This window comes from Streptomyces sp. NPDC037410 (assembly GCF_055602235.1).
Window position 1 is genome coordinate 237,441 of the sequence record NZ_JBVJWR010000007.1, and the last position, 23,432, is coordinate 260,872.

The 23,432-nt window shown below is 71.7% G+C and carries 17 protein-coding genes and 1 pseudogene; 9 read left to right on the forward strand and 9 right to left on the reverse strand.

The features are described from left to right. Nucleotides 1–9: 9 nt before the first annotated feature. The gene (locus ACZ7HT_RS14365; protein ID WP_471164598.1) at nt 10–1,272 is read right to left on the reverse strand and encodes an IS701 family transposase; all 1,263 of its coding nucleotides are present in this window, start codon (nt 1,270–1,272) and stop codon (nt 10–12) included. Nucleotides 1,273–1,659: 387 nt separating this feature from the next. On the opposite strand from ACZ7HT_RS14365, the gene crcB (ACZ7HT_RS14370) reads away from it, so the two are divergent. Then, nucleotides 1,660–2,076: a fluoride efflux transporter CrcB gene (gene crcB / locus ACZ7HT_RS14370; RefSeq protein WP_471164600.1), complete on the forward strand. Its 417-nt coding sequence runs from the start codon at nt 1,660–1,662 to the stop codon at nt 2,074–2,076. Next, nucleotides 2,073–2,429, forward strand: coding sequence for a fluoride efflux transporter CrcB (crcB, locus tag ACZ7HT_RS14375; protein WP_471164603.1), 357 nt, complete (start codon nt 2,073–2,075; stop codon nt 2,427–2,429). The genes crcB (ACZ7HT_RS14370) and crcB (ACZ7HT_RS14375) overlap by 4 nt, the downstream gene beginning before the upstream one ends. Before the next feature lie 8 nt (nt 2,430–2,437). On the opposite strand, the gene pucL is transcribed toward crcB (ACZ7HT_RS14375), so the two are convergent. Both pucL and ACZ7HT_RS14385 read right to left on the reverse strand, forming a co-directional pair. Continuing rightward, nucleotides 2,438–3,355: a factor-independent urate hydroxylase gene (pucL, locus tag ACZ7HT_RS14380; protein WP_471164605.1), complete on the reverse strand. Its 918-nt coding sequence runs from the start codon at nt 3,353–3,355 to the stop codon at nt 2,438–2,440. Between the two features lie 205 nt (nt 3,356–3,560). Further along, the gene (locus ACZ7HT_RS14385; protein WP_471164608.1) at nt 3,561–4,706 is read right to left on the reverse strand and encodes a winged helix DNA-binding domain-containing protein; all 1,146 of its coding nucleotides are present in this window, start codon (nt 4,704–4,706) and stop codon (nt 3,561–3,563) included. A 71-nt stretch (nt 4,707–4,777) separates the two neighbouring features. On the opposite strand from ACZ7HT_RS14385, the gene ACZ7HT_RS14390 reads away from it, so the two are divergent. The 3 genes from ACZ7HT_RS14390 (at nt 4,778) to ACZ7HT_RS14400 (ending at nt 8,872) form a co-directional block, all read left to right on the forward strand. Next, the gene (locus ACZ7HT_RS14390) at nt 4,778–6,433 is read left to right on the forward strand and encodes a DUF2079 domain-containing protein (RefSeq protein ID WP_471164609.1); all 1,656 of its coding nucleotides are present in this window, start codon (nt 4,778–4,780) and stop codon (nt 6,431–6,433) included. An 81-nt stretch (nt 6,434–6,514) separates the two neighbouring features. Next, nucleotides 6,515–7,381, forward strand: coding sequence for a hypothetical protein (locus ACZ7HT_RS14395; protein WP_471164612.1), 867 nt, complete (start codon nt 6,515–6,517; stop codon nt 7,379–7,381). Between the two features lie 150 nt (nt 7,382–7,531). Beyond that, nucleotides 7,532–8,872, forward strand: coding sequence for an esterase-like activity of phytase family protein (locus ACZ7HT_RS14400; protein ID WP_471164614.1), 1,341 nt, complete (start codon nt 7,532–7,534; stop codon nt 8,870–8,872). A gap of 3 nt (nt 8,873–8,875) precedes the next feature. On the opposite strand, the gene ACZ7HT_RS14405 is transcribed toward ACZ7HT_RS14400, so the two are convergent. Beyond that, entirely contained in the window at nt 8,876–10,510 is a 1,635-nt protein-coding gene (locus ACZ7HT_RS14405) for an IucA/IucC family protein (protein WP_471164617.1), read from the reverse strand. A 73-nt stretch (nt 10,511–10,583) separates the two neighbouring features. Here ACZ7HT_RS14405 and ACZ7HT_RS14410 point away from each other — a divergent pair, with 73 nt between their 5' ends. After that, nucleotides 10,584–12,260, forward strand: coding sequence for an IucA/IucC family protein (locus ACZ7HT_RS14410; protein ID WP_471164620.1), 1,677 nt, complete (start codon nt 10,584–10,586; stop codon nt 12,258–12,260). Between the two features lie 55 nt (nt 12,261–12,315). Here ACZ7HT_RS14410 and ACZ7HT_RS14415 read toward each other — a convergent pair whose 3' ends face one another. After that, on the reverse strand, nt 12,316–15,078 hold the full coding sequence (locus ACZ7HT_RS14415) for an OmpL47-type beta-barrel domain-containing protein (RefSeq protein ID WP_471164623.1): 2,763 nt from the start codon (nt 15,076–15,078) through the stop codon (nt 12,316–12,318). A gap of 187 nt (nt 15,079–15,265) precedes the next feature. Between ACZ7HT_RS14415 and ACZ7HT_RS14420 the strand changes: the two are divergent. Continuing rightward, nucleotides 15,266–15,367: pseudogene (locus ACZ7HT_RS14420) on the forward strand (phosphotyrosine protein phosphatase); the annotation flags it as partial. 58 nt (nt 15,368–15,425) lie between these two features. Here the strand turns inward: ACZ7HT_RS14420 and ACZ7HT_RS14425 are convergent. Next, nucleotides 15,426–15,938 carry a MarR family winged helix-turn-helix transcriptional regulator gene (locus ACZ7HT_RS14425; protein ID WP_471164625.1) on the reverse strand — a complete coding sequence of 171 codons (513 nt, stop codon included), beginning with the start codon at nt 15,936–15,938 and terminating at the stop codon, nt 15,426–15,428. Nucleotides 15,939–16,015: 77 nt separating this feature from the next. Between ACZ7HT_RS14425 and ACZ7HT_RS14430 the strand changes: the two genes are divergently transcribed. Both ACZ7HT_RS14430 and ACZ7HT_RS14435 read left to right on the forward strand, forming a co-directional pair. Further along, entirely contained in the window at nt 16,016–17,464 is a 1,449-nt protein-coding gene (locus ACZ7HT_RS14430) for an MFS transporter (RefSeq protein WP_471164628.1), read from the forward strand. A 552-nt stretch (nt 17,465–18,016) separates the two neighbouring features. Then, on the forward strand, nt 18,017–18,148 hold the full coding sequence (locus tag ACZ7HT_RS14435) for a hypothetical protein (RefSeq protein ID WP_471164630.1): 132 nt from the start codon (nt 18,017–18,019) through the stop codon (nt 18,146–18,148). 915 nt (nt 18,149–19,063) lie between these two features. On the opposite strand, the gene ACZ7HT_RS14440 is transcribed toward ACZ7HT_RS14435, so the two are convergent. From ACZ7HT_RS14440 to ACZ7HT_RS14450, 3 genes are all read right to left on the reverse strand, one after another. After that, nucleotides 19,064–21,322 carry an NACHT domain-containing protein gene (locus ACZ7HT_RS14440; protein WP_471164633.1) on the reverse strand — a complete coding sequence of 753 codons (2,259 nt, stop codon included), beginning with the start codon at nt 21,320–21,322 and terminating at the stop codon, nt 19,064–19,066. Then, nucleotides 21,307–21,945, reverse strand: coding sequence for a hypothetical protein (locus ACZ7HT_RS14445; protein ID WP_471164636.1), 639 nt, complete (start codon nt 21,943–21,945; stop codon nt 21,307–21,309). The genes ACZ7HT_RS14440 and ACZ7HT_RS14445 overlap by 16 nt, the downstream gene beginning before the upstream one ends. Before the next feature lie 394 nt (nt 21,946–22,339). Further along, nucleotides 22,340–23,380 carry a serine hydrolase domain-containing protein gene (locus tag ACZ7HT_RS14450; protein ID WP_471164639.1) on the reverse strand — a complete coding sequence of 347 codons (1,041 nt, stop codon included), beginning with the start codon at nt 23,378–23,380 and terminating at the stop codon, nt 22,340–22,342. Between the last annotated feature and the right edge of the window lie 52 nt (nt 23,381–23,432).

A 23,432-nucleotide genomic window follows, 5' to 3' on the forward strand; every position in this document is an offset into this window, starting at 1 on the left:
GCCTGGTCCTCAGCTCGCCGAGCGTCGCGAGGCGTAGCCCGTGTCGTAGGCCGCGTCCCAGCCGCCCGCCATGACCGTCGCCGCGTGCGCCGCCGAGGCCAGCGTGATGTGACGGTGCCAGCCGCGGAACGAACGGCCCACGAAGTCCCGCAGCCCCGCCCCCTCGCCGACCTCCGCGAAGTCCCGCTCCACCCGGCGGCCGAGCTTCGTGATCCGCACCAGCGAGCCCACCGGGGAGTTCGTCAGATCGCTGATCCACACCCGGGCCGGGGCCCGGCGCGGGTCGTCCCACTCGCCGAGCAGCACGAGCGGACGCATCCGCTCCCCGCCCGGCGCGGGCAGCGCGACCCGGACGGCCGTCGCGAGCGAGGTCCGTGAGGTCCGCGCCCCCGCCACCGTGTCCACCCAGCTCACCGGCCGGCGAAGTCCCTTGAGGGACTCCAGGATCTGTATCGCGGACAGCGGGCCCGCGCCGAAGCCGGGCAGCGAACGGTCGGCGATCGCAAGCCGCGAGCCCGGGTTGATCCGCGCCACCACCGGCACCCCGGCGCCGGCGAGCCGCGTCAGGGCCGCCCGCCCCGCGCCGCCCCGGATGTCGAGGAGCACCGGCTTGCGGGTGACGTCGCTCCAGCGGGCGGTGTCGAGGGCCGCGGCGACCGCGCACTCCTCCAGGGTCTCCTCGCCGGCCTCCTGCGGGACCTCGGCGCGGTCGCGCCGCGTCCGGTCGTTCACCCAGGGGTCCGGCAGGAAGAGCCGCCAGTTGACCGGCACGCTCAGCTCGTCGCTCGCGAACCACACCCCGAAGGCCTGCTGACCGTGGAAGACCTGCCCGCGCTCCGGGTCGAAACGCCGGTCCACGCCCACCGAGTGCTCTCCGGCCTTCGGGATCGGCATCGGCCGCACCACCCACGCCTGCGGGCAGCTGTTCCGCTCCAGGTACCGGGCGAGCGCGGCCCGCATGGGCTGCCAGTCCCAGGTGGAGCTGGACACGAAGTGGTGCAGGCTCTGCTCGGCCGCGGGACCGCCGATCTGGGCGGCTATGTTGCGGATCGACTTGCGGCCCTGCGCCGTGAGCAGCCCGTGCAGGTACTGCTCGGCCTTCAGCCGCTGGTCGCGGCGCGGGAAGCCGGAGAACAGCGCCGCACACAGCTCGGCGTAGACGTCCTCGCGCGAGTCGGCCGCGCCGCCGGAGGAGCTGACGACGCCCAGCGGCACGGCCGGGGCGACGGCCCGGGTCACGGCCCTGTGCTTGGTTGCGACGGATGTACTCACGACACTCCTGCCCTCAGGTTGCGCAGCTCCCTCCCGCTGCTCCACCACCCTCGCCCGGGCCCGCACGCGAGGACGAGGTGTACCAGGCACCCGAATCGGCCGCCGGATGGTGACCCGGCCACCGTCCGTCGTGTCTCCGCAGGTCAGAGGCGCCATCGCGGTGCCCCCGCAGGCCCCCGCCGCGGCGATCCGGAATACCCCGAGGGGGGATCTGACAGATTCGGCGGCCCGGCTTTGACCCGTCGCACGGCACGGCCGGACCATCGCAGAGCGAGGCTGCACGGGCCGGAACCCGGTTAATGCCCCAGGCCGGGATCCGCGCCTGTGCGCCTCGCCTCCACCCGGCCCGGCGAAGCCGGCGCCTCCGGCCCTCGTAATCTTGGGCGCATGAGGCTGCGCAAAGAACTGCCGGTCGTCGCGGTGGTCGCCGTCGGCGGCGCCCTCGGCGCGGTCGCGCGCTACGGCGCCTCGCTGGCCTGGCCCACCCCCGCCGGCGCCTTCCCCTGGACGATCCTCACGGTCAACGCGTCCGGCTGCGCGGTGCTCGGCGTCCTCATGGTCCTCCTCACCGAGACCACGACCGCCCCGCACCCGCTGCTCCGGCCCTTCCTCGGCACCGGCTTCTGCGGCGGGTTCACCACCTTCTCCACGGCGAGCCTCGACACCCAGAGCCTGTTGAGCGCGGGCGACCCGACACGGGGCCTGCTCTACCTGGGCGGGACCCTGCTCACCGCCCTCGCCGCCGTCGTGGCGGGCGTCACCGCCGCCCGGGCGCTCGTACGGGCCCGGGGGAGGCACGCGTGAACTGGCTGCTCGTCGTGGCGGGGGCCGTCGTCGGCGCCCCCCTGCGCTACCTCACCGACCGCGCGGTCCAGGCGCGCCACGACTCGGTCTTCCCCTGGGGGACGTTCGTCGTCAACGTGGCCGGCTCGTTCGTCCTCGGACTCCTGACCGGCGTCACCTCGGCGCAGGCCCATCTGCTGCTCGGCACCGGCCTGTGCGGCGCCCTCACCACGTACTCCACCTTCTCGTACGAGACGTTCAAGCTGTACGAGAACGGGGCGAAGGGCTTCGCGGCGCTGAACGTGACCGGGAGCCTGGCCGCCGGACTCGCCGCCGTATGGCTGGGAGTGGAGACGGCGGCCGGGCTCGGCTGACCCCTGGGTCAGGCGGTGATCCAGTCGCTGGTCGCGATCACCGGCTGGACGCCCTGACGGTGGATCGTGCCCTCGATCAGGCCGTACATCCGGTCCGCGGCGTAGTAGACCTCGTTGTCGTTCTTCAGCCCGAACGGCTCCAGGTCCACCAGGAAGTGGTGCTTGTTCGGCAGGTTGAGCCGGACCTCGTTGACCGTGGAGACGTGGTCGAGGACCCGGTCCGCCATCGCGTGCAGGGTCTGCTGGAGCGAGTAGCTGTACGTCTCCGCGAAGGCCTCCAGCATGTGCCGCCGCACCTTCCCGTACGAGGCGTCCCAGTCGTGCTCCGCGTTCGCCGCAGCCGAGGCCGAGTTCGCCCAGCGGGCGGTGACCTTGGTGGCCAGGATGCGGTCGTACGCCTCCTGGAGCGTCGTGTACCTGTCCTTGATGAAGCCGTGGAACTCGGAGTTCGTCGAGTTCATCACCGTCAGCTCCTTGAGGCCCGACAGGACCTGGAGGCCGGTGGTCTCCGAGTACGTGATCTGCGCCGTGCGGACCTCCTGGCCCTTGCGAGCGAAGGAGTGCTGCTCCTTGCGCGAGGGCACCGAGATCCGCTCCCAGGCGTACTCCTCGATCCGGATCTGCGCCTCGTGGATCACCTTCTGCGAGGACACGAAGTGCCGGGCGAGGAGGATGCCGAAGGCCTCGGGGGAGTCGACGCCGTGCTCCTTGGCGAAGGCGTACACCGTGTTCTTCGTGGTGTCCGTCGGCAGGCAGTTGCCGTTGTCGCCGGTCAGATGGACGTCGCGGTACTCACCGCGCAGCGCCACCGACACGTTCAGGTCGCGGATCTCGTGCCACGCGCCGTCGTTGCCCTTGCGGGTGACCGTGACGATGCGGTTCTCGGCCTTGCCGTACTGGTTCTGGGCGAGGACGTGCTTGCTCATGTGCTGCTCAGCTCCTGCGGGTACGTGGATACGGATATCCCGTACGCCCGGCGTCCAGCGCCCTCCGTCGTCCCTGGAGGCCACTCCCCGCCGTCCGGCCCGTGAACGGCGGACCGCCCCGGGACTGACGAGCATCCCGGTCCGTAGGTGTGTCGGCTCGAAGATATGTGCGTTCCTGGTGGGTGGCAATGGGCGAGGCGGGGCCTCAGCAGGGGAGGACCCGCGTCTCGGCCGCCGGCAGGCCCTTGGCCCACCAGTGGTCGTAGCGGCGGTAGACGTGCGGGTCCCGGGCGGCGAGGAGACGGCCGAGGTCCGCGGCCTCCGCCGCGAGGCCCTCCCAGTCCCCGGCCGTCAGCGGGTGGAAGGCGCTCGCCTCGATCCCGCCGTCGACCGGCCGCCAGACCCCGGCCACGTACCCGTCGACGAGGAGCGCCGGCAGGGTGTCGCCGTTCACGCGGATGACCTGCTTGCGGTACGCGGGCGGCATCACCCGGCTGCGGTCCGCGTAGGCGAGGAGGGCGCTGTCCCACATCCCCAGGAGCCGCGGCGGCGCCGGAACGTCCTCGTCGGGCCACACCGCCCCGGGCACGTCGTACAGCACGGTCCCGTCGGCCCCCTCCAGGCGGTCGAGCTCATCCTCCAGGGACGCCACCGCCTCCCGTACGAGACCGCGCGGGGCCATCGTGAACTGCGCCATGTCCGGTACGGACGCCGGCCCGAAGCCCTCCAGATAGCGCCGGACCAGCACGGCCAGGCCGGCGGCGGAGGCCTCCGGGTCGCGCAGCACCGGCAGTTCGCCCGCCGTCACGAAGGACTGCGCCGTCCCGAACGACCACGGCGGGCCCGTCGGCACGTGCCACAGCGGCGCGTACTGCCGCACCATCCGCCAGACCACGGCCTCCGCCGGCCCGCCCAGGGCCTCCTCGACGTGACCCCGCAGCTCGGCCCCGGTCCGCGCGCTCCCGGCGTACTCCAGGAGGCCGGGCAGCAGCGCGTCGGCGTCGGCGGCCGTGAACCCGGCCTTCGTGAACCGCGGATCGTTCAGCCGCGAACCCCGCAGCGTCGGCTCCATGGCCTCCCGGAAGGTCCGGTAGTCCTCGGCGGGCACGAGGTGCAGCGTGACCCGCATCAGCGTCGACCTGACAAGCTCGAAGCCGCTCACGGCCCCGTCCAGCTCCTCCGGGTCGAAGCCCGCGACCCTGTTCCACAGCGCCACGTACGGCGAGCCCGGCTGCTGCGCCTGGAGGCACACCACCCGCCGCACCGCCTCCGTGACGCCGAGCGGCGCCCGCTCCAGGAGCAACTGCCGGTGCAGGGTGGAGCGGTTGAGGGCGCGCGCGGTGATCACCATGGCGCGATTCTCCCTCCCGGGACCGACGGCGACGCACCGTAATGTCGTGGCCCATGGGGATGGGGGGCGCAGTGACGCACGGGGTGATCAGCCAGCCGGTCGAGGACACCGGCCGGATACCGGGGCCACGAGGGTCCGACCGCAAGGCGGCCGGAGACGGGGCGGGGGACAGGGCCGGAGAAAGAGCATGGGACCGGGCGGGGGACCGGAGCCGGGGCATCGCCCTCACCACCCTCTGCTTCCTCGTCTGCGCGGGCCTCGGGCTCCAGTCCTGGACGGCCCTGCGGGCCACCGGCTTCGACCTCGGCATCTTCGACCAGGCCGTGCGGGCGTACGCGCACGCCGGGCTCCCGCGGTCGCCGATCAAGAACGTCCACCACGAGTTCCCGCCCGGCTTCTCGCTCCTCGGCGACCACTTCACACCCGCGCTCGCCCTCCTCGCGCCGCTCTACTGGCTGTGGGACGACCCGCGCACGCTCGTCCTCGCCCAGGCCGCGCTGTTCGCGGCGGGCGTGCCCGTGGTCCGCCGCATCGCCCGGCACGCCTTCCAGGGCGCGGCGCCCCACGTCGTCCGCCGCGCCGCCGACCTCGGCGGACTCGTGTACGCCCTGGGCTGGCCGCTCCTCAACGCCTCCTACAACGGCTTCCACGAGGTCGCCTTCGCCGTCCCGCTCACCCTGCTCATGCTGGAGCGCGGACTCGCCCACCGCTACGGCGCCACCGCCCTCTGGGCGGCCCTGCTGTGCACGGCCAAGGAGGACATGGGCCTCGTCGTCGGCGCGTACGGCCTCGTCCTCGCCGTCCGCGCCCACCGCGCCGGCCACCGCGCGGGCCGCGCGACCGGCGCCGCGCTCGCCCTGGCCGGGCCACTGGTCTCCGCCGTCGTGATCGCCTGGTTCCTGCCGGCGATGGGCGGACCCCAGGGCTACTACTGGTCGTACGGGCGCCTGGGCGCCGGACCGGGGGAGGCCCTGGCCCACGTCCTCACCGCCCCCTGGACGCTGCTCCAGATCTCCGTCACCCCCGTCGTCAAGGCCGGCATGCTGGCCTGGATCCTCGGCACGCTCGCCCTGCTGCCGCTCGGCTCCCCGACGGTCCTGCTCGCCGTCCCCCTCCTCGCGGAGCGGGTCCTCTCCGACAACCCCAACCACTGGCCGGTGATCAACCACTACGACGCCTTCCTGTGGCCGATCCTGCTGGCGGCGGCCCTGGAGACACTGGCGAGGCTGCACCGGCGGAAGGCACCTGTACGCCGCTGGGCCGTCACCGCCCTCGCCCTCTCCTCCGCCGCGGCCGTCGTCCTCGGGCTCGGCCTCCTCGTCCGCCCCGACTCCTGGCGGCCCTCCCCGGACAAACGGCCCCTCGCGACGGCCGCCGCACTCATCCCCGACGGGGCGACGGTGGAGGCCGACAACACCGTCGCGCCCCGCCTGACCGCCCGCACCGACGTGGTCATCGCCGACCGGACGCCACGCGGCGCCGACTGGGTCCTCCTCCGGGTGGACGACCGGACCTTCCCCTTCGCCTCCACCGACGAACAGCGAGAGCGCGTCGCACTCCTCCTCGCCCACGGCTACACGGAGGTCTTCCACCAGGACGGCACCGTCCTCCTCCACCGCACGGACCCGGCCGCCGACGTGCCCGGCACGCACCGCCCGGGCCCCGGCAGCACCCCGGTCAAGGAGGCCGTCCCGGCCGACGTGGGCGCCAACCTGCTGCTGAGGTAGGACACTTCCCGACGTCGCCGGTTCACCCGGGCCACGTCCACGGGACACGCGGTCCTCACCCGCGCTCGTGAGCATCGGCGCATGACCTTCCTGTCCCGGGCCACGCGCCCGGCCGCCGTCGGCTCGTCCGTCGCCCTCGCCGTCGCCGTCGCGCTCCTCGCCCCGGCCTCGCCCACGTACGCCGCGTCCAACGCCGTCCCGACGTACGAGGTGAAGATCAACCTCACCGCGGCGGCCCTCGACGCGACCCACGCGCCCAGCGCGACCGTCAAGTCGGCCTTCGGGATCACCGGTTCGGCCAAGTCCCGCTCGTACAGCTACTACGACACCGACGCCCGCGCGCTCGACGCCCAGGGCTGGAGCGTCCGCCTGCGCCACAAGAGCGGCTCTTCGTTCGAGGAGACGTACAAGAAGCGCTTCCCCGTCACGAACGGCGACATCGACGCGGCGCTCACCACGGCCAACGCCGCCGGCTTCGACAGCAGCGACACCAACTACGAGGCCGAGGTCGACTGGGGCTACGCCAAGCAGACCCTCAGCTTCTCCAACGAGAAGTCCCACAGCTCCAGCGGCTACTCGGGCACCGCGATGCCGACGAGCACCACCGGCCGCACCTGGCTCGTCAACGACATCCCCGGCAAGCTGGAGGACTGGTCAAGCGCCAACTGGGGCAAGGACACGCTCCAGGTCTCCCGCGCCCACGGGCCGGTGACCGCCAAGGTGTACGGGGGCGCCTGGGGCCCCTCGGACGACGCGAGCATCGAGGTGCTGCCGGTCGTCGGCGCGAACGGCACGGGCACGGAGTACGTCGTCGAGCTGTCGTTCAAGACCTCCTCGTACGCCGACGCGTCCGACCTGCACGCGGACGCCATCGCCGTTGCCGAGGCCAACGGCTGGCTGTACCACGGGGACATCCTCAAGACCCAGCTGATCCTCGACCGCTACTGAGCACCGCCACCGAGCGGGGCGCGGGCGCGGAGGCGCGCGTTCACCCAGGACTCGCCCGGGCGTCGCGAACGCGTCGCCCGGAGTTGAGTGGAGGACTGGACCATAAGCCCGCCCTCACCGGCGACTTTCCATGTCATCCAGGGAGTTCAGATGAATCCGCGCCTCCTGCGCCGACCCGCCCTCGTGGTCCTGCCGCTGTCCGCCGCGCTCGCGTTCTCGGTGGTCGTGGGGACGGCCGACGCCACCCCGGCGCACCACGGAGGACCCGCCGGCCGGCTCGTCTCCACCTCGACCCTGCCCGACATCCCGCTGGCCGCCTTCAGCAACGGCCTGCTGCCCGGCAGCGTCGCCGACGACCGGGGCGTCGACCTCGGCGGCATCGGCAGCGACCTGTACCCGGCCGGGAGGCGCGGCGAGTACTGGACCGTCACCGACCGCGGCCCCAACGGCCAGATAGCCGTCGGCAAGGACAAGCGGCGCACCTTCCCCGTGCCCGGCTTCGACCCGGCCATCGTCAGGATCCGCGCCGTCGGCGACCGCATCCAGGTGCTCAAGTCCATCCCGCTGACCACCGCCTCCGGCGCCCCCGTGACCGGCCTGCCGAACCAGCCCGGCCGCGACGAGGCCCCGTACACCCACGACGCCTCCACCCCGCTCACGTACAACCCGAACGGCCTCGACACCGAGGGCCTCGTCCGCGACCGCGACGGCAGCTTCTGGCTGGTCGACGAGTACGGACCCTCCCTCGTGCACGTCTCCGCCAAGGGCCGCGTCCTCGCCCGTCACGTCCCCAAGGGCCTCGGCCTGACCGGCACCGACTACCCGGTCGTCGAGTCCCTGCCGTCGATCTTCCTCCAGCGCAAGATCAACCGCGGCTTCGAGGGCCTCGCGCTGCTGCCCGACGGCGACCTCGTCCTCGGCCTGCAGAGCCCGCTGCTCAACCCCGACAAGGTCTCCGGCGAGAACTCCCGCACCACACGGCTGCTGCGCTTCTCGCCCCACCAGAACCGGGTCACCGCCGAGTACGCCTACCGCTTCGACACCGTCGACACCGTCGAGCCCGGCCAGACCAAGACCTCCGAGCTGAAGCTCTCCGCCCTCGTCGCCCTCGGCGGCGACCGCCTCCTCGTCCAGGAGCGCACCGACAAGGCCGCCCGCCTCTACGAGGTCCGCCTCCGCCGCGCGAACGACATCCTCGACACCCCCTGGGACACCGCCGCCACCCCCACCCTGGAGCAGCTCGACGACACGGCCGCCACCCGGGTGCCGGTCCTCGACAAGCGCCTCGTGATCGACCTCAACACGGTCGCGGGCGTCCCCGGCAAGATCGAGGGCGTCGCCGTCGAAGGCTCCTCGACCGTCGTCCTCCTCAACGACAACGACTTCGGCATGACGGACGGCCCGGAGGCCTTCGACGCGAACGGCCGCCTCGTCGACAGCGGCATCGACACCACCCTCGTACGGGTGAGGCTGGACCGTCCCGTCCGCTGACGGTCAGTCCCGGCGCAGCGGATTGGGCATCGGCACGTAGCGGGCGTCGGCTCCGGCGACATCGAGCCAGCGCAGCAGGAGGTTGGTCTTCGCGGGCACGTGCGGGGAGCCGAGCAGCGCGGAGACCTCCTCCGGGCCGCCGTGCTCCGCCGCGTACGCCGCGAAGGCCGACCGGGCCAGGGGCCAGAGCTCGGCCGTGAGTTCCGGGTGGCGGTCGGTGAGGGCGCCGGCGACCTCGGAGAGGTTGTTCGTCACCAGGCAGTACACGAGCCGCTCCCAGCCGTGCTCCGCGTCCAGGGCGGGCGCGGGGCCCTCGGGGCCGTGCCGGTCCAGGATCCCCCGGTGCCGCTCGGCGACGATCCGTATGCCCTCGTGGTCGCGGAAGATCACCTGCGCCGGGAGGCCGCCGGCGTCGACGCCGACCAGGACGTTCTGCAGGTGGCACTCCAGGACCAGGCCGTGCGCCCGCCAGGCGTGCAGCACCGGCGGCACCAGCTGGTCGAGGTAGCGCCGCCACCAGACGAGCGCCCGCTCGGCGGTCAGCCCGTCGAGCGGGCTGCCGGGGAAGCCCTCGGCGACGCCCGCCGCGAGCAGCGGCGTCACCCCCGGCAGCAGGTGCGGCCGCAGACCGTCGCGGGCGATCACCGCGAAGCCCTCGTAGGCGTGCTGCCCGCCGAGATCGGCGGTGCGGTAGCCCCGGTCGGCGAGGAACGACGCCGTGGGCAGCGGGTCGAACACGGGCGCGAGGAGGTCGGCGATCGTCCGCAGCCACAGCAGGTCGCGCAGCTCCAGACGGCGGTTCCCATTGGTGATCTGCACGTCCAGGCTGAACTTGCAGAAGAGGTCCGGCTCCGGGAGGTACACCGTCCGCACGGACGAGGTCGCCACGGCCGGGCCCGCGCCCGGCGCGCTCGGCCCGAGCCGCAGCAGCCGGCCGTCACGGAACGCGGGCTGCTCGCCCAGCAGGTCCAACTCCCAGGGGTGGACGGGGAGGAGCAGATAACCGTCGGGCGTCCCCGTCCCCAGCACGTCCAGGAGCGACAGGTCGCCGTCCTCCGCGACCACGTCCGCCCGGACACCGAGGAGCTCCAGCGGGAAGCGGGCGTACGCCTCCGGCGCGTACGGCAGCCAGCTCTCCGGCGCGCCCGCGCCGCGCGCCTTGGGCGCCGGGTGGTAGCGGTGCCCGGCGAGCAGCGCCTGCTCCGACCGCAGGTACGGGTCCCGCGGCGGGGACGCGGACGCGCGCGCCTCCTGGAGGGCCGCGACGACGTCCCTGCTCGCGGTCATCTCGTCGACGACGGTCCTGTTGCCGACGCCGGTGCGCCGGCCGAGCTCGTCGGCGGTCAGCGCCACGAGCGCCTCGAAGGTCAGCGGCAGCCAGCCGCCGTCGGTGCGGACGCAGGGCTCGGTGGGCCGCCGCCCGGCCCGTACCCGCAGGACACGGCCGGTCGCCGGGAGCCGGTGGACGGTGTGGTCCGGGCCGGGGTCCGGGGCGGCCTGGTCCGGGTCCTGGTCCTGGTCAGGGGCCTGGTCCTGGTCCCGGGCCGGGCGCGGCTCGGTCTCGGCCACCTCCCGGATCAGGCAGTTGAGGAGGGCGGTGGCGGAGAGGGCATCGGCCCGGCCCTTGGTTTCACTCACGACAGCGCCTTCCACCCGTTCCCCGGCGGGTCGTCCACCGGTAGGGACATCCTGCGCAGGGTAGTGAGCCTTCATGCACTCCGCTCCGGATCACGATACGAGCGCACGCCAGGCGCCGCGCGCCGCCGAGGCCGTCCTCGCCGACGGTCTGGCGGACGTCGCTCCCCGACTGCTCGACGCCTACCGGCGGGAGCTCGCCCCCGCACGGGCCGCCGTGCTCGGGCGGCTCTGGCGGGCCCTGCTGTACGAGCCGCTGCCGGGGGTCGCCGAGCGCGACGGGCCCGCCGGGCGGGTGCGGCTCGCCGACGGGCGGGTCCTGAGCGGGCCGCCCCGGCTCCCGTACGACCTGGTGGTCCCCGGAGAGGACGTGACCGTACGGCTCGACGGCCGCGCCCACGACCACCCCGCCGCCCTCCTCGCCGCCCTCGACCTCCCGGGCGCCGACGCCCTCGCCGCCGAACTCGACGACAGCGTCGCCTCCCTGGCCCTGTCCAGGGCGGGCGCGGGCCCCGCACCGGGCGGCGGGGCCGGTTCGCTCGCACACGTCGAGCAGGGCGTCGTCGACGGGCACCCGTACCACCCCTGCTGCCGCAGCCGCCCCGGCCTCTCCGTGGCCGAGCAGCTCGCGTACGCACCCGAACACCGTCCGGTCGTCGGCCTCGACCTGGTCGCGGTCCCCGCCGGGCGGTGCCTCGTCGCGGGGGAGTGGCCGGACCGGCTGCGGGACGGCGACCGGCTGCTGCTGCCCGTGCACCCCTGGCAGAGCGCACACGTCCTCCCGGGGCTCGGACACCGCCCGTACGTCACGGGAGCGATCCCCGCCCGGCCGCTGATGAGCGTACGGACCCTCGCCCCGCTCGACGGCGGACCGCACCTCAAGACGGCGCTGACCACCCGCATGACCAGTGCGATCCGCGACATCTCGGCGAGCGGCGTCGAGAACAGCGCCCCGCTCTCCACGCTGCTCGCGCACGTCGTGGACGACCTGGCCGGGACGCTGAGGATCACCCGCAACCTGGCCGGAGCCTCCGCCATCGTCCGCGGGGAGCCCAGCGCCGACCTCGCCGTCCTGCTCCGCGAGTCGCCGACCGCCGCGGCGGGCCTGCGGGCGGGGGAGGCGGTCGTGCCGGTGGCGGCGCTCGCCGCCCGCCCCGCCGGCGACGGCCCGCCGCTGATCCGGACGCTCCTGGCGTCCGTCGGCGCCCCGGACGCGGGCGCCGACTGGCTGGCCGCCTTCGCCGGCCTCGCGGTCCCGCCGCTCGTCCGGCTCCTGAGCCGGGGCGTCGCGCCCGCCGCCCACGGGCAGAACCTCCTCGTCGTGCTCGACGCGCACGCCCGCCCCCGGCGGCTCGTCTACCGGGACCTCGCGGACGTCCGGCTGAGCCCGCGCCGTCTCGCCCGGCACGGCTTCGACGCGGCCCCCGTGGGCGGGCGGGTGATCGACGACGACCCGGACGTGCTCCGGACGATGCTGTTCGGCCACCTCTTCGGGACGACCTTCGGGACCCTCGTCTCCGCCCTGGCGGACGGCGACCGGACCGCCGGGGCCCGGCTCTGGGGCGTCGTCGCCGCCGCTGCCCGCCGCGCCTACGAGGACCTCCCCGCGACCCCGGAGAACCGTGCCGACCGCGCGGCCCTCTTCGCCCCGGAGCTCAGGGTCAAGGCCCTCACCCTGATGCGCCTGCGGGGCGCGGACCGGGACGCGTGGATCCCCGTCCCCAACCCGCTCCCTGAGGTGCGTGCGACCTGACAGGCCTCCGGCCCGGACCCGAGGCAGGGTCCGGGCCGGAGGGGGCCGACGGGTGTCAGCGCACGGTGAACGGTGCCAGGTGGGTGGTGGTGTCCGCCCCGCTGATGGTGAACCGCAGGTTGTAGCTGCCGTTCGTCAGGCCCCTGGTCGGGACGTTGACGATGTAGCCGCGGAGCCTGGAGTCGTACCGGAACGGGGTCGTGAACGGCACCGTCGTCGGGCCGGCGATCGCGCTCGGGGTCAGCGTGATGTTCGGGCTGGACAGGTTGACGCCGTTCGCGTCGCAGATCCGCAGCCTGATCGGGATCGTGCTGTTGCCGCCGCGGGGCGGGTTCAGCGGGTCGTAGAGCAGGCAGATCCGGTAGGCGACGGTGTACGAGACGCTCTTGCTCGACGGGTTCGTGGCCACGTCCGTCGCGTTGACCGTGAACGTGTGCGTGCCGAACGTCGAGGTGTCGATCCCGCTGCCGCCGGCCACGGGACCGGCGCAGGTGGCCACTCCGGACGTGGCGTCCGAGCAGGAGTAGGCCGCGTTCACCGCCTGGTTGAGCAGGTAGGTGCTCGCCGTCGGGCTCGTGATCGTGATCGACGGCGCCACCGTGTCGAGGCGCACGGTGATCGTCTGCGCCGCGGACGTGTTGCCCGCGTTGTCGGTGGCGGTGTACGTCACCGTCGTCACGCCCTCCGCCGTGATCGGGACGAAGGCGCTCGCGCCCGACACGTCGGTGGACCCGATCGTCTGGGCACCGCTCGCGCTGTAGGTGATCTTCTGGACGCCCGAGCCGCACGAGCCGTCACTCGCGCCGATGCCGACCGTCGCCGGGGTGCTGGTGTTCCAGCCGGCGCCGTTCGGTGCCGGCGAGACGTTCGCCGAGGCGGTCGGGGCGGTCGTGTCCGCGTCGTAGGTGTACCGGTCGGAGGCGGTGACCGGGCTGGTCCCGTTCGCCGTGGTCACGGTGACGTCGACGGTGCCGCGCGCCTGCGGCGGCGCGTCGGCGGTCAGCTCCTCCGGCCCGGTCACGTTCACGTTGGTGGCGGCCACGGAGCCGAACCTGACGGTGGTTCCGCTGGTCGGGAAGTCCCTGCCCCGTACGGTCACGGTGTTCACGCACTGCGCGAGCTCCGGCCCGTGGTGGGGGACGACGCTCGTGACCGCGGGCGGGGAGAGCGTGACGCGGTCCATGGCGGTGCCCCAGAAGCCGCTCGCGAGGCCGCCGATCTGCTGGACCGTCCAGACGTCCTTGGGGTTGCTCGGGTCACGCGCGGTGCCCGAGTAGTCGCCCCAGCGCTGGTCGCCGCCGCAGCCGCAGACGTACGCCTGCGTGCCCGCGGCGTAGAAGTCCCCGACCGTCGTCCCCGGGAAGTTCCCGCCCGGGACGCCGATCGCGACCGCGGTGGGGAACATGCTCGACGAGGAGGCGGTGAACCCCGAGAACAGGTCGTCCTCGTCGTTCATGGCGACGGAGCCGAAGTAGATGTGTCCGCCGACGAGACCGAGGTTGAAGTTGGTCGCCAGGCTCTGCGTCCCGGCGGTCGAGACCTGGACGTAGCGCTGGCAGGCGCGCTCGGCCGTGTCGCCGGGCGGGGTGCACTTGACGTTGAAGACGCCCCAGAGGTGGTTGTTCTGCCAGGCCGTCGACAGCATCCGGCCGTCGTTGGTCTCGATGAAGGCGTCACCCCCGGACGGCTGCGACGCGCTCGGCGGATCGTCGCTCGTACCGATGCCGAGGGTGTTCTCCGTCTGGCTGACGGTGCTGACGCCGGGGACACCGGTGATCGTGACCACGTGCAGGTTCGTGCTGTCGCTGTCGTAGCCGTGCCACATCGCGTACTGGTCGTCGACCGAGGACAGCGAGGTGACCGGGACGACCTGGAACTTGCTCGTGTCCTGGTTGAACGTCCAGATGGTGATGGTGCCGCCGGCCAGCAGCTCCGCCTTGTTGACGACCACCGTCACGACGCCCAGGAACTTGTTGGGGGACGTGGTCCTGTCGTAGTCGTTCCAGCTCAGCGTGACCTTGTCGTTGGTGTAGCCGAGCTTCGACTGGTCCTGGAGGACGTTCGACGTGTTCTGCGCGATCGTGTAGAAGGTCCAGCCGCCGCGCGGGTCCGAGCCGTCGCTGACCGCGAGGTCGGTGCGGTCGCCGTTGGACAGATCCGCCTCGAACTCGGCGTAGAAGCGGCCGGCCGCCGCGTCGTAGTGCACCCGCGGGTCGGTGCCCGAGCGGTGCGCCATGCCGAAGAAGTCGCCCAGGTCGAAGGCGGTGCCCACGGTGTTGCCGGCCTTGTCGTAGACCTGGCCGGTGAAGTTCACCATCTGGAGGATGTACGTGGGCCCGACCGCGAGCTGCGTGTCGGACGGTGCCTTGCCGTCCTGCCCGAGCGTCGGGAAGGTCTTCAGCCGCTCCAGGACGGCCGTGGACGGCACGGCCTTGGGCTCGGTCCTGAGCTTGGGCGTGGGCTTGGACTTCGCCTTCGGGACCAGAACCGAGGTGCTGACCGGCAGGGCGGGCCGCAGCGCCGGCCGCGAGGGCCGCGGGAGCTTCGGAGCGGGCAGGAACGGCTTCGCCTTCGTCACGGCGCCGGGCTTCGGCACCGCGCGCGGCAGGGAGCGCACGTCCACGCGGCGCCGGGGCTCGACCTGCGTCAGGTGCCCGTCGCGGCCCGCCTGCGACGCGCTCTGCACGCCGGCCCGGACGCCGTCCCGCGGCGCGGCGCCCGCCCCGGCGGCCGAGGCGGCGATGGTCAGCGTCACGGTGAGCGCGACGGCCGCCGTGCGCGACCATTCCCGCGCCGTGCGCAGCACACGTCTGTTCACCCGGAGAACCCGTCTGGACGACATGGGCTCACCCCTTCCACTCGCGACGGACGCCCCACGCCGCAGTTGCCGTTGATCACGGGGTGGTGTCTAGCGGAAGGGAGCTCACGGATATCCGTCGACGGCGTCGCGCACCGCCGTTTCCCCCTCAATGCCGCCCTTGATTCGCCCCACCGGCCCATCCGGCCCGGCCGGCCAGGGCATCGAAGCCGTACGCCCCATCCGCGACGAGATCGAACACCGCGTCCGCGGCCTCCTCACCGAACTCGGCGTCGAGCCCCGCGCGTGACGCGGGGCGTCGGGCCCCGCGCGGGGCGCGGAGGTTCGTACCCCCCGGCGGCGCGTGTTCACCCGCGGGTGGTGCGCTGATCGCCTGAGGGTGCCCGGACGGGAGCGGGCAGGTCGCGCATCCGCCGGGTGTGCTCCTCCTGGATGCGGCGGATGAAGTCGAGGAAGTCGGCGATGAGTTCCATCTGCCCGGGGGTGTAGCGGCCCATGCCCTCGCGGGCCGCGTCGCCGAGGAACGGGGCGATCAGTTCGTGCGCGCGCTCGGCGAGGTGAGGGGTGGCGCGGACCAGGGTCTTGCGGCGGTCGGTGGGGTGCGGGGTGCGGGTGAGGTGGCCCAGCTTCTCCAGGCGGTCGAGCATCGCGGTGACGCTGCCGGTGGCCAGTCCGAGGCGCGTGGCGAGCTCGCGCGGGGCCGCCGTCTCTTCGAGGAGAAGGATTTCCAGGCAGCGCAGGTCGGTCTCGTTCACGCCGAGCAGGCGCGCCGTCTCGCGGTCGAAGTCGTCGACCGCCCCCTGATACCCCTGCACCGCTGTGCCGAGCTTCGACCAGGCCGCATCGAGATCGCTTGACATTCGAGCTATCTCCCCTCAGGGTAAAAGTGTCTTGGAAATCAAGATACATGAAAACCGTGGGATCTGAGGGAGTGGTCATGCCGTCCAGCACCACCGAAGCACCCGACAGAACCGTCACCGCCACGGAGCCGTACCCGAAGCGGTGGGCCGCCGCCGTCGTCATGATGCTCGCGGGGCTGCTCGACATGATCGACGGCTCGATCGTCAACACCGCGCTGCCCTCGATCGGCAGCGGTCTGCACGCGACGCCCGCCGAGCTGGAGTGGGCGGTGTCCGCCTATCTGCTCGGCTTCGCCTCGGCCCTGATCGTCTCCGGTCACCTGGGCGACCGGTTCGGCCGCAAGAAGCTGTTCCTGGGCGGCGTCGGCGGCTTCGCGCTCGCCAGCCTGGCCGGCGCCCTGGCCGGCGAACCCGGCGTGCTGATCGCCTCCCGCGCGGTGCAGGGCGTGGCCGCGGCCGTCCTGCTCCCGCAGGTACTCGGCTCGCTCAGGACCATGTTCGAAGGCGCCGAGCGCGGCAAGGTCTTCGCCCTGTACGGCGCCGTCTCCGGCATCGCGACCGCCGTGGGCGTGCTGCTCGGAGGGGTACTGACGCAAGGGGACCTGTTCGGATGGGGCTGGCGCACGATCTTCGCCGTCAACATCCCCCTGACCCTGGCCGTCCTGGTGCTGGGAGCCCGCTGGATCCCCGGCTCCCAGGAGCGCGGCAGGGGCCGCATCGACCTGCCCGGAAATCTGGTCCTGGCCGTCTCCCTGGTGGCGATCGTGCTGCCGCTCGTCGAGGGCCGCGGCACCAGCCGGCCGCTGTGGACCTGGCTCTGCATGGCCGGCGGCGTCCTCGCCCTGACCGGCCTGGCCCTCTCCGAGGCCAGGCGCGGCGTCGAACGCCCGCTGCTGCCCACCGCCTTGTTCAGGAAGCCGGCCTTCAGCGCCGGACTGCTGATCCAGCTCCTGTTCTCCGGCAGCATGGTCGGCTTCATGATGGTCTTCACCCTCTGGCTCCAGTCCGGCCAGGGCTACACCCCCACGCAGGCGGGTGTCCTGATGGTCTCGTTCAGCGCCGGCGCCTTCTTCAGCGCCCCCTTCGTGGACGGACTGGTCGCCAAGACCGGCCGGAACATCCTGATCATCGGCGGCGGGATGATGGCCGCGGGCTTCTCCTGGGTGTACTACGCCACCGACCACGCCTCCGCGACGCACACCGGCGCCTGGCCCCTGGTGCCCGGCCTGGTCCTCGCCGGTGCCGGCCTCGGCTTCCTGGTCATCCCGCTGGTCAACATCGTCCTGACCGCGGTGCCCGCCCACGTGGCCGGCGGAGCCTCCGGCATCTTCTCCACCGCCCAGCAGTTCGGCGGAGCCCTCGGCGTCGCCCTCATCGGCAACGTCTTCTTCACCCACGCCGACCAGGGCCTGAACGAAGCCGTCACCCACGCGGCCACCTGGGCGATCGCCGGCCTCTGCACCTGCACCGTGCTCTGCCTGGCCCTGCCCCGCACCAAGCTCCTCCACCACGACACCGCCGCCTGATCGCCTCCCGGCGAGACACCTGACGAAGACACCCTTGAGCCCGCGCCGCCGCCCTACCCACCCCTGACCGGCAAAGAGACCCCTCCCGAAGGAGGGGTCTCGCCTTGCGCCCCCGGCCGGACTCGAACCTGCGGGAAGGCGCTGCTGCCCTCCGGGCGGGTGGTGCGGCGGGGGCGTGGTGGGCCGGGGGGTGGCAGACGCCGGGGGAGACGGGTTCTGCGGAGTTCCCGAGGCCGCGCTCGGCGTCGGAAGGGGGCTGGGTGTCCGTCCTGTCGGTCCGGTCTCCAGGGGCTTGGGGGCTTGGGGGCCTGAGTGGCCTGGGCCGCCGCCGGAGTTCGGGGTGGCCGCCGTACGGGCTTGGGGAACGGCCGGGTCGGAACCGGCGCAGGCACCGAGTGAGCCGACGAGCCCGGCGACGAGCAGCACGGCGGCGGCGAGTCGCCGGGACGAACGGGGCCTGGAGTTGACGGACTTCATGACGGCTTGCTTCCTCCGGACGACGGCCGATGGCAGGTGGATGTCGGGTGCTGCCCCGGTGACCAGCCCCAGGTCATGTCGCTGCCGGGCCCGGAGGCGACGACGGTCACGGAGGTGGTGGAGGAGTGGCTCTCGGCCGGCCCGGACTGGATCCCGTGGGCGGTGCCGAGCGCGACGAGGGAGAAGGTGGCGACCGCGGCGGCCTAGGGCCTGTCCGGCGGATCAGGGCCGGGGCCGCGGCGCCTGGCGCGGCACCTCGCCGCGTTGCCGAATCGCCCCAATAGCTCCTTCCCCAAGCTCTCGGCTTCGCTCGAGCAGGGGAGACCCCATTCGAGGCGCTCCGGCGCCTTGCGATGCACCGCACCAGGCGCCGCGGCCCACCCGACCCTGATCCGCCGGACAGGCCCTAGGCGACGGTGATGCGAAGCATGGTCGTGGTCCTTCTGTGCGACGGGGGTGGCTGCCGGTGCTTCACGTCCCGCGGTGGCGCTGGGCTCCGGTGGTGTCGTCCGGGGTGGTGTCCCTGGCTGACGAGTTCAGCTTCGTCGCAGTTCAGAGGGGACGGAAGGGCGATCAGGTGGACGGAAGGGCAGTGGACGGTTCTGTCCACCGTGCCCGGGAGGGGACAGGAGACGCTCGCGGAAAGGGGCCACCAAGGGCACTGTGGCGCTGACGAGTTCCCATGCCGCAAGGGACGCCTGGGTCTCCGGGCCGCGACGGCAGAACGCCTCCGCACGGGCCTCCGCCTCGCTCAGCGAGTCCGCGATGAGGAACACCTATGACCGGATGCGGTCGGGCGTGGGCGTGCGAGACCACGTGCTCGACGCGGCAGAAGCCTCCCGACGCATCCCCTGCCCGCCGGGAGGTGTGTCCGGCTCCGCGCCGCTTCCCGGAAACCGCCCCTGACCAGCAAAAAGACCCTCCCAAGGGAGGGTCTTTCGTCGTGCGCCCCCGGCAGGACTCGAACCTGCGGCCAAGTGCTTAGAAGGCACCTGGTGGGTGGGGGAGAGGGGCGGCTCTGACCTGCACGAACGTGCTCGATGGGTGGTCGCCCCCTGACACTTCCGGCGTTTTCGGGAGGTCGCTGCGACATCGAGCACGCTACGTTGCCCATTCGCCAGGTTAGCGGGCGGCCGTCGTCAGGCGGGACCAGAAGTCGGCGACGGCGTGTGGAACTTGGGCGTCCTCGACGAGCCCGGCGAGTAGTGTCTCGGGCAGCACCATCCGCCTGTAGAACGTCTTGGGGCGACCAGAAGTCACCCGTGGCTCCCGGCGCATCACGCCGGACTCCTCCGCCGCAGTGATCACTCGATGCCAGACGGGGGTGTCGGCAACAGCGCCAACGGCGCCATCGTCGATGCAGAGCATGTTGGAGCGTGAGTAGTGCCGGGCGATCTTTTCGATCACCGCAACCACGTCGTCGGCGACATTGCGCGTCCTCACCTCGTCGATATCGGACCCGAGGCCGCAGTCTTGGAGCCGCCTCAAGATCGACGAAGCAACGAAGTCCTGCTCGACGCCGTGGCTGCCGACGACTCTCAGTCCGACGAAGTCCGCTGGGGAGACGCCAGTGAAGCCCAGCCGGGTGGTCTCCGGATCGACAACCACCAAGTGCCACGTGACGCCCTGCGCGATACACGACTCGAATCGGGTGTTGCGCAGGTCAGAGCGCTCAAATCGGATATTTACCAGGGAAGCACCGCGCACCGCGAGGCCCGAGGTGTCGGCATCCGCGAACGTAACGTTCTGCACCATCAGGTTGGCTTCGGCCGCACCGCGCAGCCGTAGGACCTCCGCTGCGAGGGTGCCGGCGTTGCGACCCACCACCTCCGCGAAGGAGTCGTTCGGGTCGACGGCCAGAGCGAGTACAGAGAGGATCTCCTGGCCGCTGGTACCGGACTCGGCGAAGCCTTCGACCGCCGCGCGGGCCGCCTCCACGGGGAGATTGGCGCGGCGCAGGATGGAGGCGGTGTCCTGGCTGCCTCGAGCCAGGGCTTCCTCGATCGGTTTGGCCAGGAAGAAGCCGAAAAACAGGTCGTGCTCGAAGGCGACCGTGCCGGGCTTCGTGCCCAGCATGAGCATGGCGCGGCTGGGAGCGGCGTCAATGAGGTTCTGCTGCGCCTCTGTGGGCAGTTCGTGGACCTGCGCGAAGACTGACACCAGATCATGAAGGGTGGCGCGGTTGAGCTCGCGAGTCTTCTGGCGCCACATCTCGATGGCGATCTCGGTGAGCAGCTCTATGTACTGCTCACCGCTTAGGTATTGGCCGTGCTGACCGACCAGTTTGCTGCTGACTTCCCGCTGGACATAGGCGTCCACGAGCTGTGCGAGCAGGGGCCGGCCGGTCTCGATGGACTGGTTCTCTGCCTCCATCAGTTCGCAGGTCCGTGCCAGGAACAGCGGCTTGTTCAGCAGTTTTCCTTCTGCATCGGGGCTGTCACGCAAGGAACGCACCCGGTTGCGGACGGCCTGTGAGAAATGCTGGAGGTAGGCATCGACTTCGACCGCACCCCAAAGTCGCATCTCCACTGGGACGAGCGACCAAAGGAGGGAGCCGAGCTCAGAGCTGCTGTTGGTCCTGGCGAGGAACTCCTGCTCGTAGTAGACGCTGCGGGCGGCGGCGATCACTGAACCGCGTCCGTCCAGCTCCTCTATGAAGCCCGCTAGAGAGCCGAACGCCTCCTCGTAGCTGCCCTGCCCTCCGATCAGCTCGTCGAAGCCGTCGACGATGAGCCGCAGCCGACCGTGTCGCACCAGTCGAGCCACCGAGTGGTACGTCATCCTGGCTCGCAGGTCCTGGAGTTCAGTGGCCAGAGCTTCATTGAGCCGAGCCAGTCCGCGACCTTGCGCACTCACGTTGAGGTAGAGGTAGTCACTCTCGCCCCGTAGGTAGCGGACCGCGGCCTCGTAGGTGAGCTCGGACAACATCCGCGACTTACCGGCCCCCGCATCGCCCGTGACGAATACAATCTTCGTCGCTTCGTCCTCGGGTACGGAGGCACGCTCCACTAGCGTTGCGGCGTCCTCGTCGGCACCGCCGGAGAGGCGGGCGCGGCCTGGGACATAGCGGTCGATTCGGCGGCGGCCGAGAACCTGAACGATGTTTTTGGCCAGGGCTCGCAAGTCGGCCAGCTCTGGCCCGGCGACGAAGGACGCGTAGTCGACGCGCTTGTCGTCAAGCTCGACGATCCACTGCTCGCGAGCGCGGTCCCAGGTGACCGTTGCCTCGCGATCATCGAAGTCGTGCGACCAGCGGACGAGGAGCCCGCCGTTCCGAACCGTGATTTCGGGTTCCGTTCCGGGGTCCACGAAGGTCAGCAGGTCTGCCTGCATCTCCTCGGCGAACGCGGCGGTAACATCGGCGCTTACCATGTCGGCCATCCTGGTGCGTGACAGATCTCGATGTTCGAATGGCTCGTGAGCCACTGGTCGTTGCAGGACTGGCCGAGTGCGCGCTTGCGCAACCAGATCATCCTGCGGGTGGGGCGCGCGGCGGCGGCCAACAGGCCCGGGAGGACGTCGTCGTCGTCGCTGACGAGGACTGTCGGCTTACCCTCCAGGCTGTAGCGCAGCGAATCGGCGACGATCAGACCATCGACCATCTTCTGCGCGGCCCGACCGGAATCGCTCTCGCGGGCGTTCCGGAAGGTACCTACGATACGGGTGCTCGGGTGCCAAACCGAGGAATGAGCGATCTCTGGTTCGACGCGCAGGCCATCCCGCCGGGTGCGGAAGTCGGCAAGGTGCAGCAGCGCCCACTCCCATTGCCGGGTCATCTGTCCGTTGCGGAACAGCCAGCCCCCATACAGGCGCAGATGCAGCTCGGAGATGCGCGGCCAGTGCTGCTTGATGGCTTCTCGGACTACGCGGTCTATAGCGTGCAGGCCGTCGTACATGTCCGCATCCGAGCGAGGCGCGGGGCAGAGATTGCTGAAGTCGACGACGGCGACTGCGGCGGAGGGCTCCTCCTGTTGTGAGGCGGCGGCCACGGCGCTGCCTGTCATGGTTCTGCTCCCCCCTTGACCACGCTTCAGGCGGCCCCGGTTCAGGGCCACAGCTGTGCGCGGCGATCCGACCGCAGAATAACGCTCCAAGTCGATCTTTGAGGGGTCGGAAGAGTCTGTCTCTCGCGATTGTGGATCTCGGCAGTGGAGTAGATCGATCAGATCGGTAGACGTACTCGACGGAGCGAGATGCAGGGCCGCTCGACGTGTCTGCCGCAATGTGGCCAAATACTGCTCTTGTGGGCTCCACCAATGCTGAGCTGTAGTGGCTGCTCTTCCCTAACCCGTTGCGCTTGGGCCGCCTCCGGCTTTGGCCCCATGACTGCTGGGACACGACCCAGCCGCCTTATCGTCTGTCGCCGCTGGGCTCGTGCCCCGGAGGGTTGCGGACGATTCAGGCTGTCCTGAGGAAGGCCAGCCTGCGCAAGGCATCGCGCACAGCCGTCAGTGGCTCGCGGTCGCGGGTGAAGTAGAGCTTGTTGGTGAGGAGAACCGCCCAGCGTTGCTGTTTGGGGCTGACCCACATGCCGGTGCCGGTGAAGCCGTAGTGGACCCAGATGTCGTCACGGAGTTCGGTGTCCGGGGCAGGGTGCCAGAAGAGGCCGCGGGCGGGGGTGAGTTCGCCGGTGTGGATGCGGAGGGAGTCGGCGACCCAGGACTGGCCGAAGGAGATTTGCGTCGGGGCGAGCATGTGCTGGAGGAAGCGGCTGAGGTCGGCGAGGGTGGAGAAGGTGCCGGCGATGCCGCACGTGCCGCCGAGGAGGCGGGCGGAGAAGTCGTGTGCGGTGCCCTTGAGATGGGTGCCAGTCGTCTCGTCGAGTTCGGTGGGGGCGCAGCGCGCGACCGTGGCGGCCGGGATGGGGCCGAAGTAGGTCTCGCCCATGCCGAGGAGGCCCCAGATTCGGCTTGCGGCCAGGACGTTGAGGGGTTGGTCGGCGAGGTACTCGGCAAGGTAGCCGAGGATGAGTGCGGCTCGGTCGGTGTACTCGACGGCCTCACTGGGGGCGCGATGGAGGGTCTCGTGGAGGACGCCGTCGCGGATGTCCTGGGGGTCGGTGCCGTACAGGTTCTTGAGGTTGGCGCGTAGAGGCAGCCCGGCCGTGTGGGTCAGGAGCTCGTGGGTGGTGACCTGGGCGAGCGGGTGGCTGGTGACCTCGGGCCAGAAGGCGCCAAGTGGGGTGTGGAGCTGGAGCTTGCCCTCCTCGACGAGGGTGCCGATGACAGCCCACACAGCGACGATCTTGGTGAGGCTGGCGATGTCGAAGACGGTGTCGAGTCGCATCGGCTCGTCGGGTCGGGTCGGGTCGAGGAGGCCGACCGCCCCGCTCGCCGTCGTGCCGGAGGCGTTGCCGACGGCCCAGACGGCTCCCGGGTAGACCCGGTCGCGGACACCGTCCTGGAGGAGCTGCTCAATGCGCGGGATGTCGAGCGTCATGGTGTTCCGATCGTAGTGAGACGGCCGGTCATGGTGGGGGTGCGCCACGGGT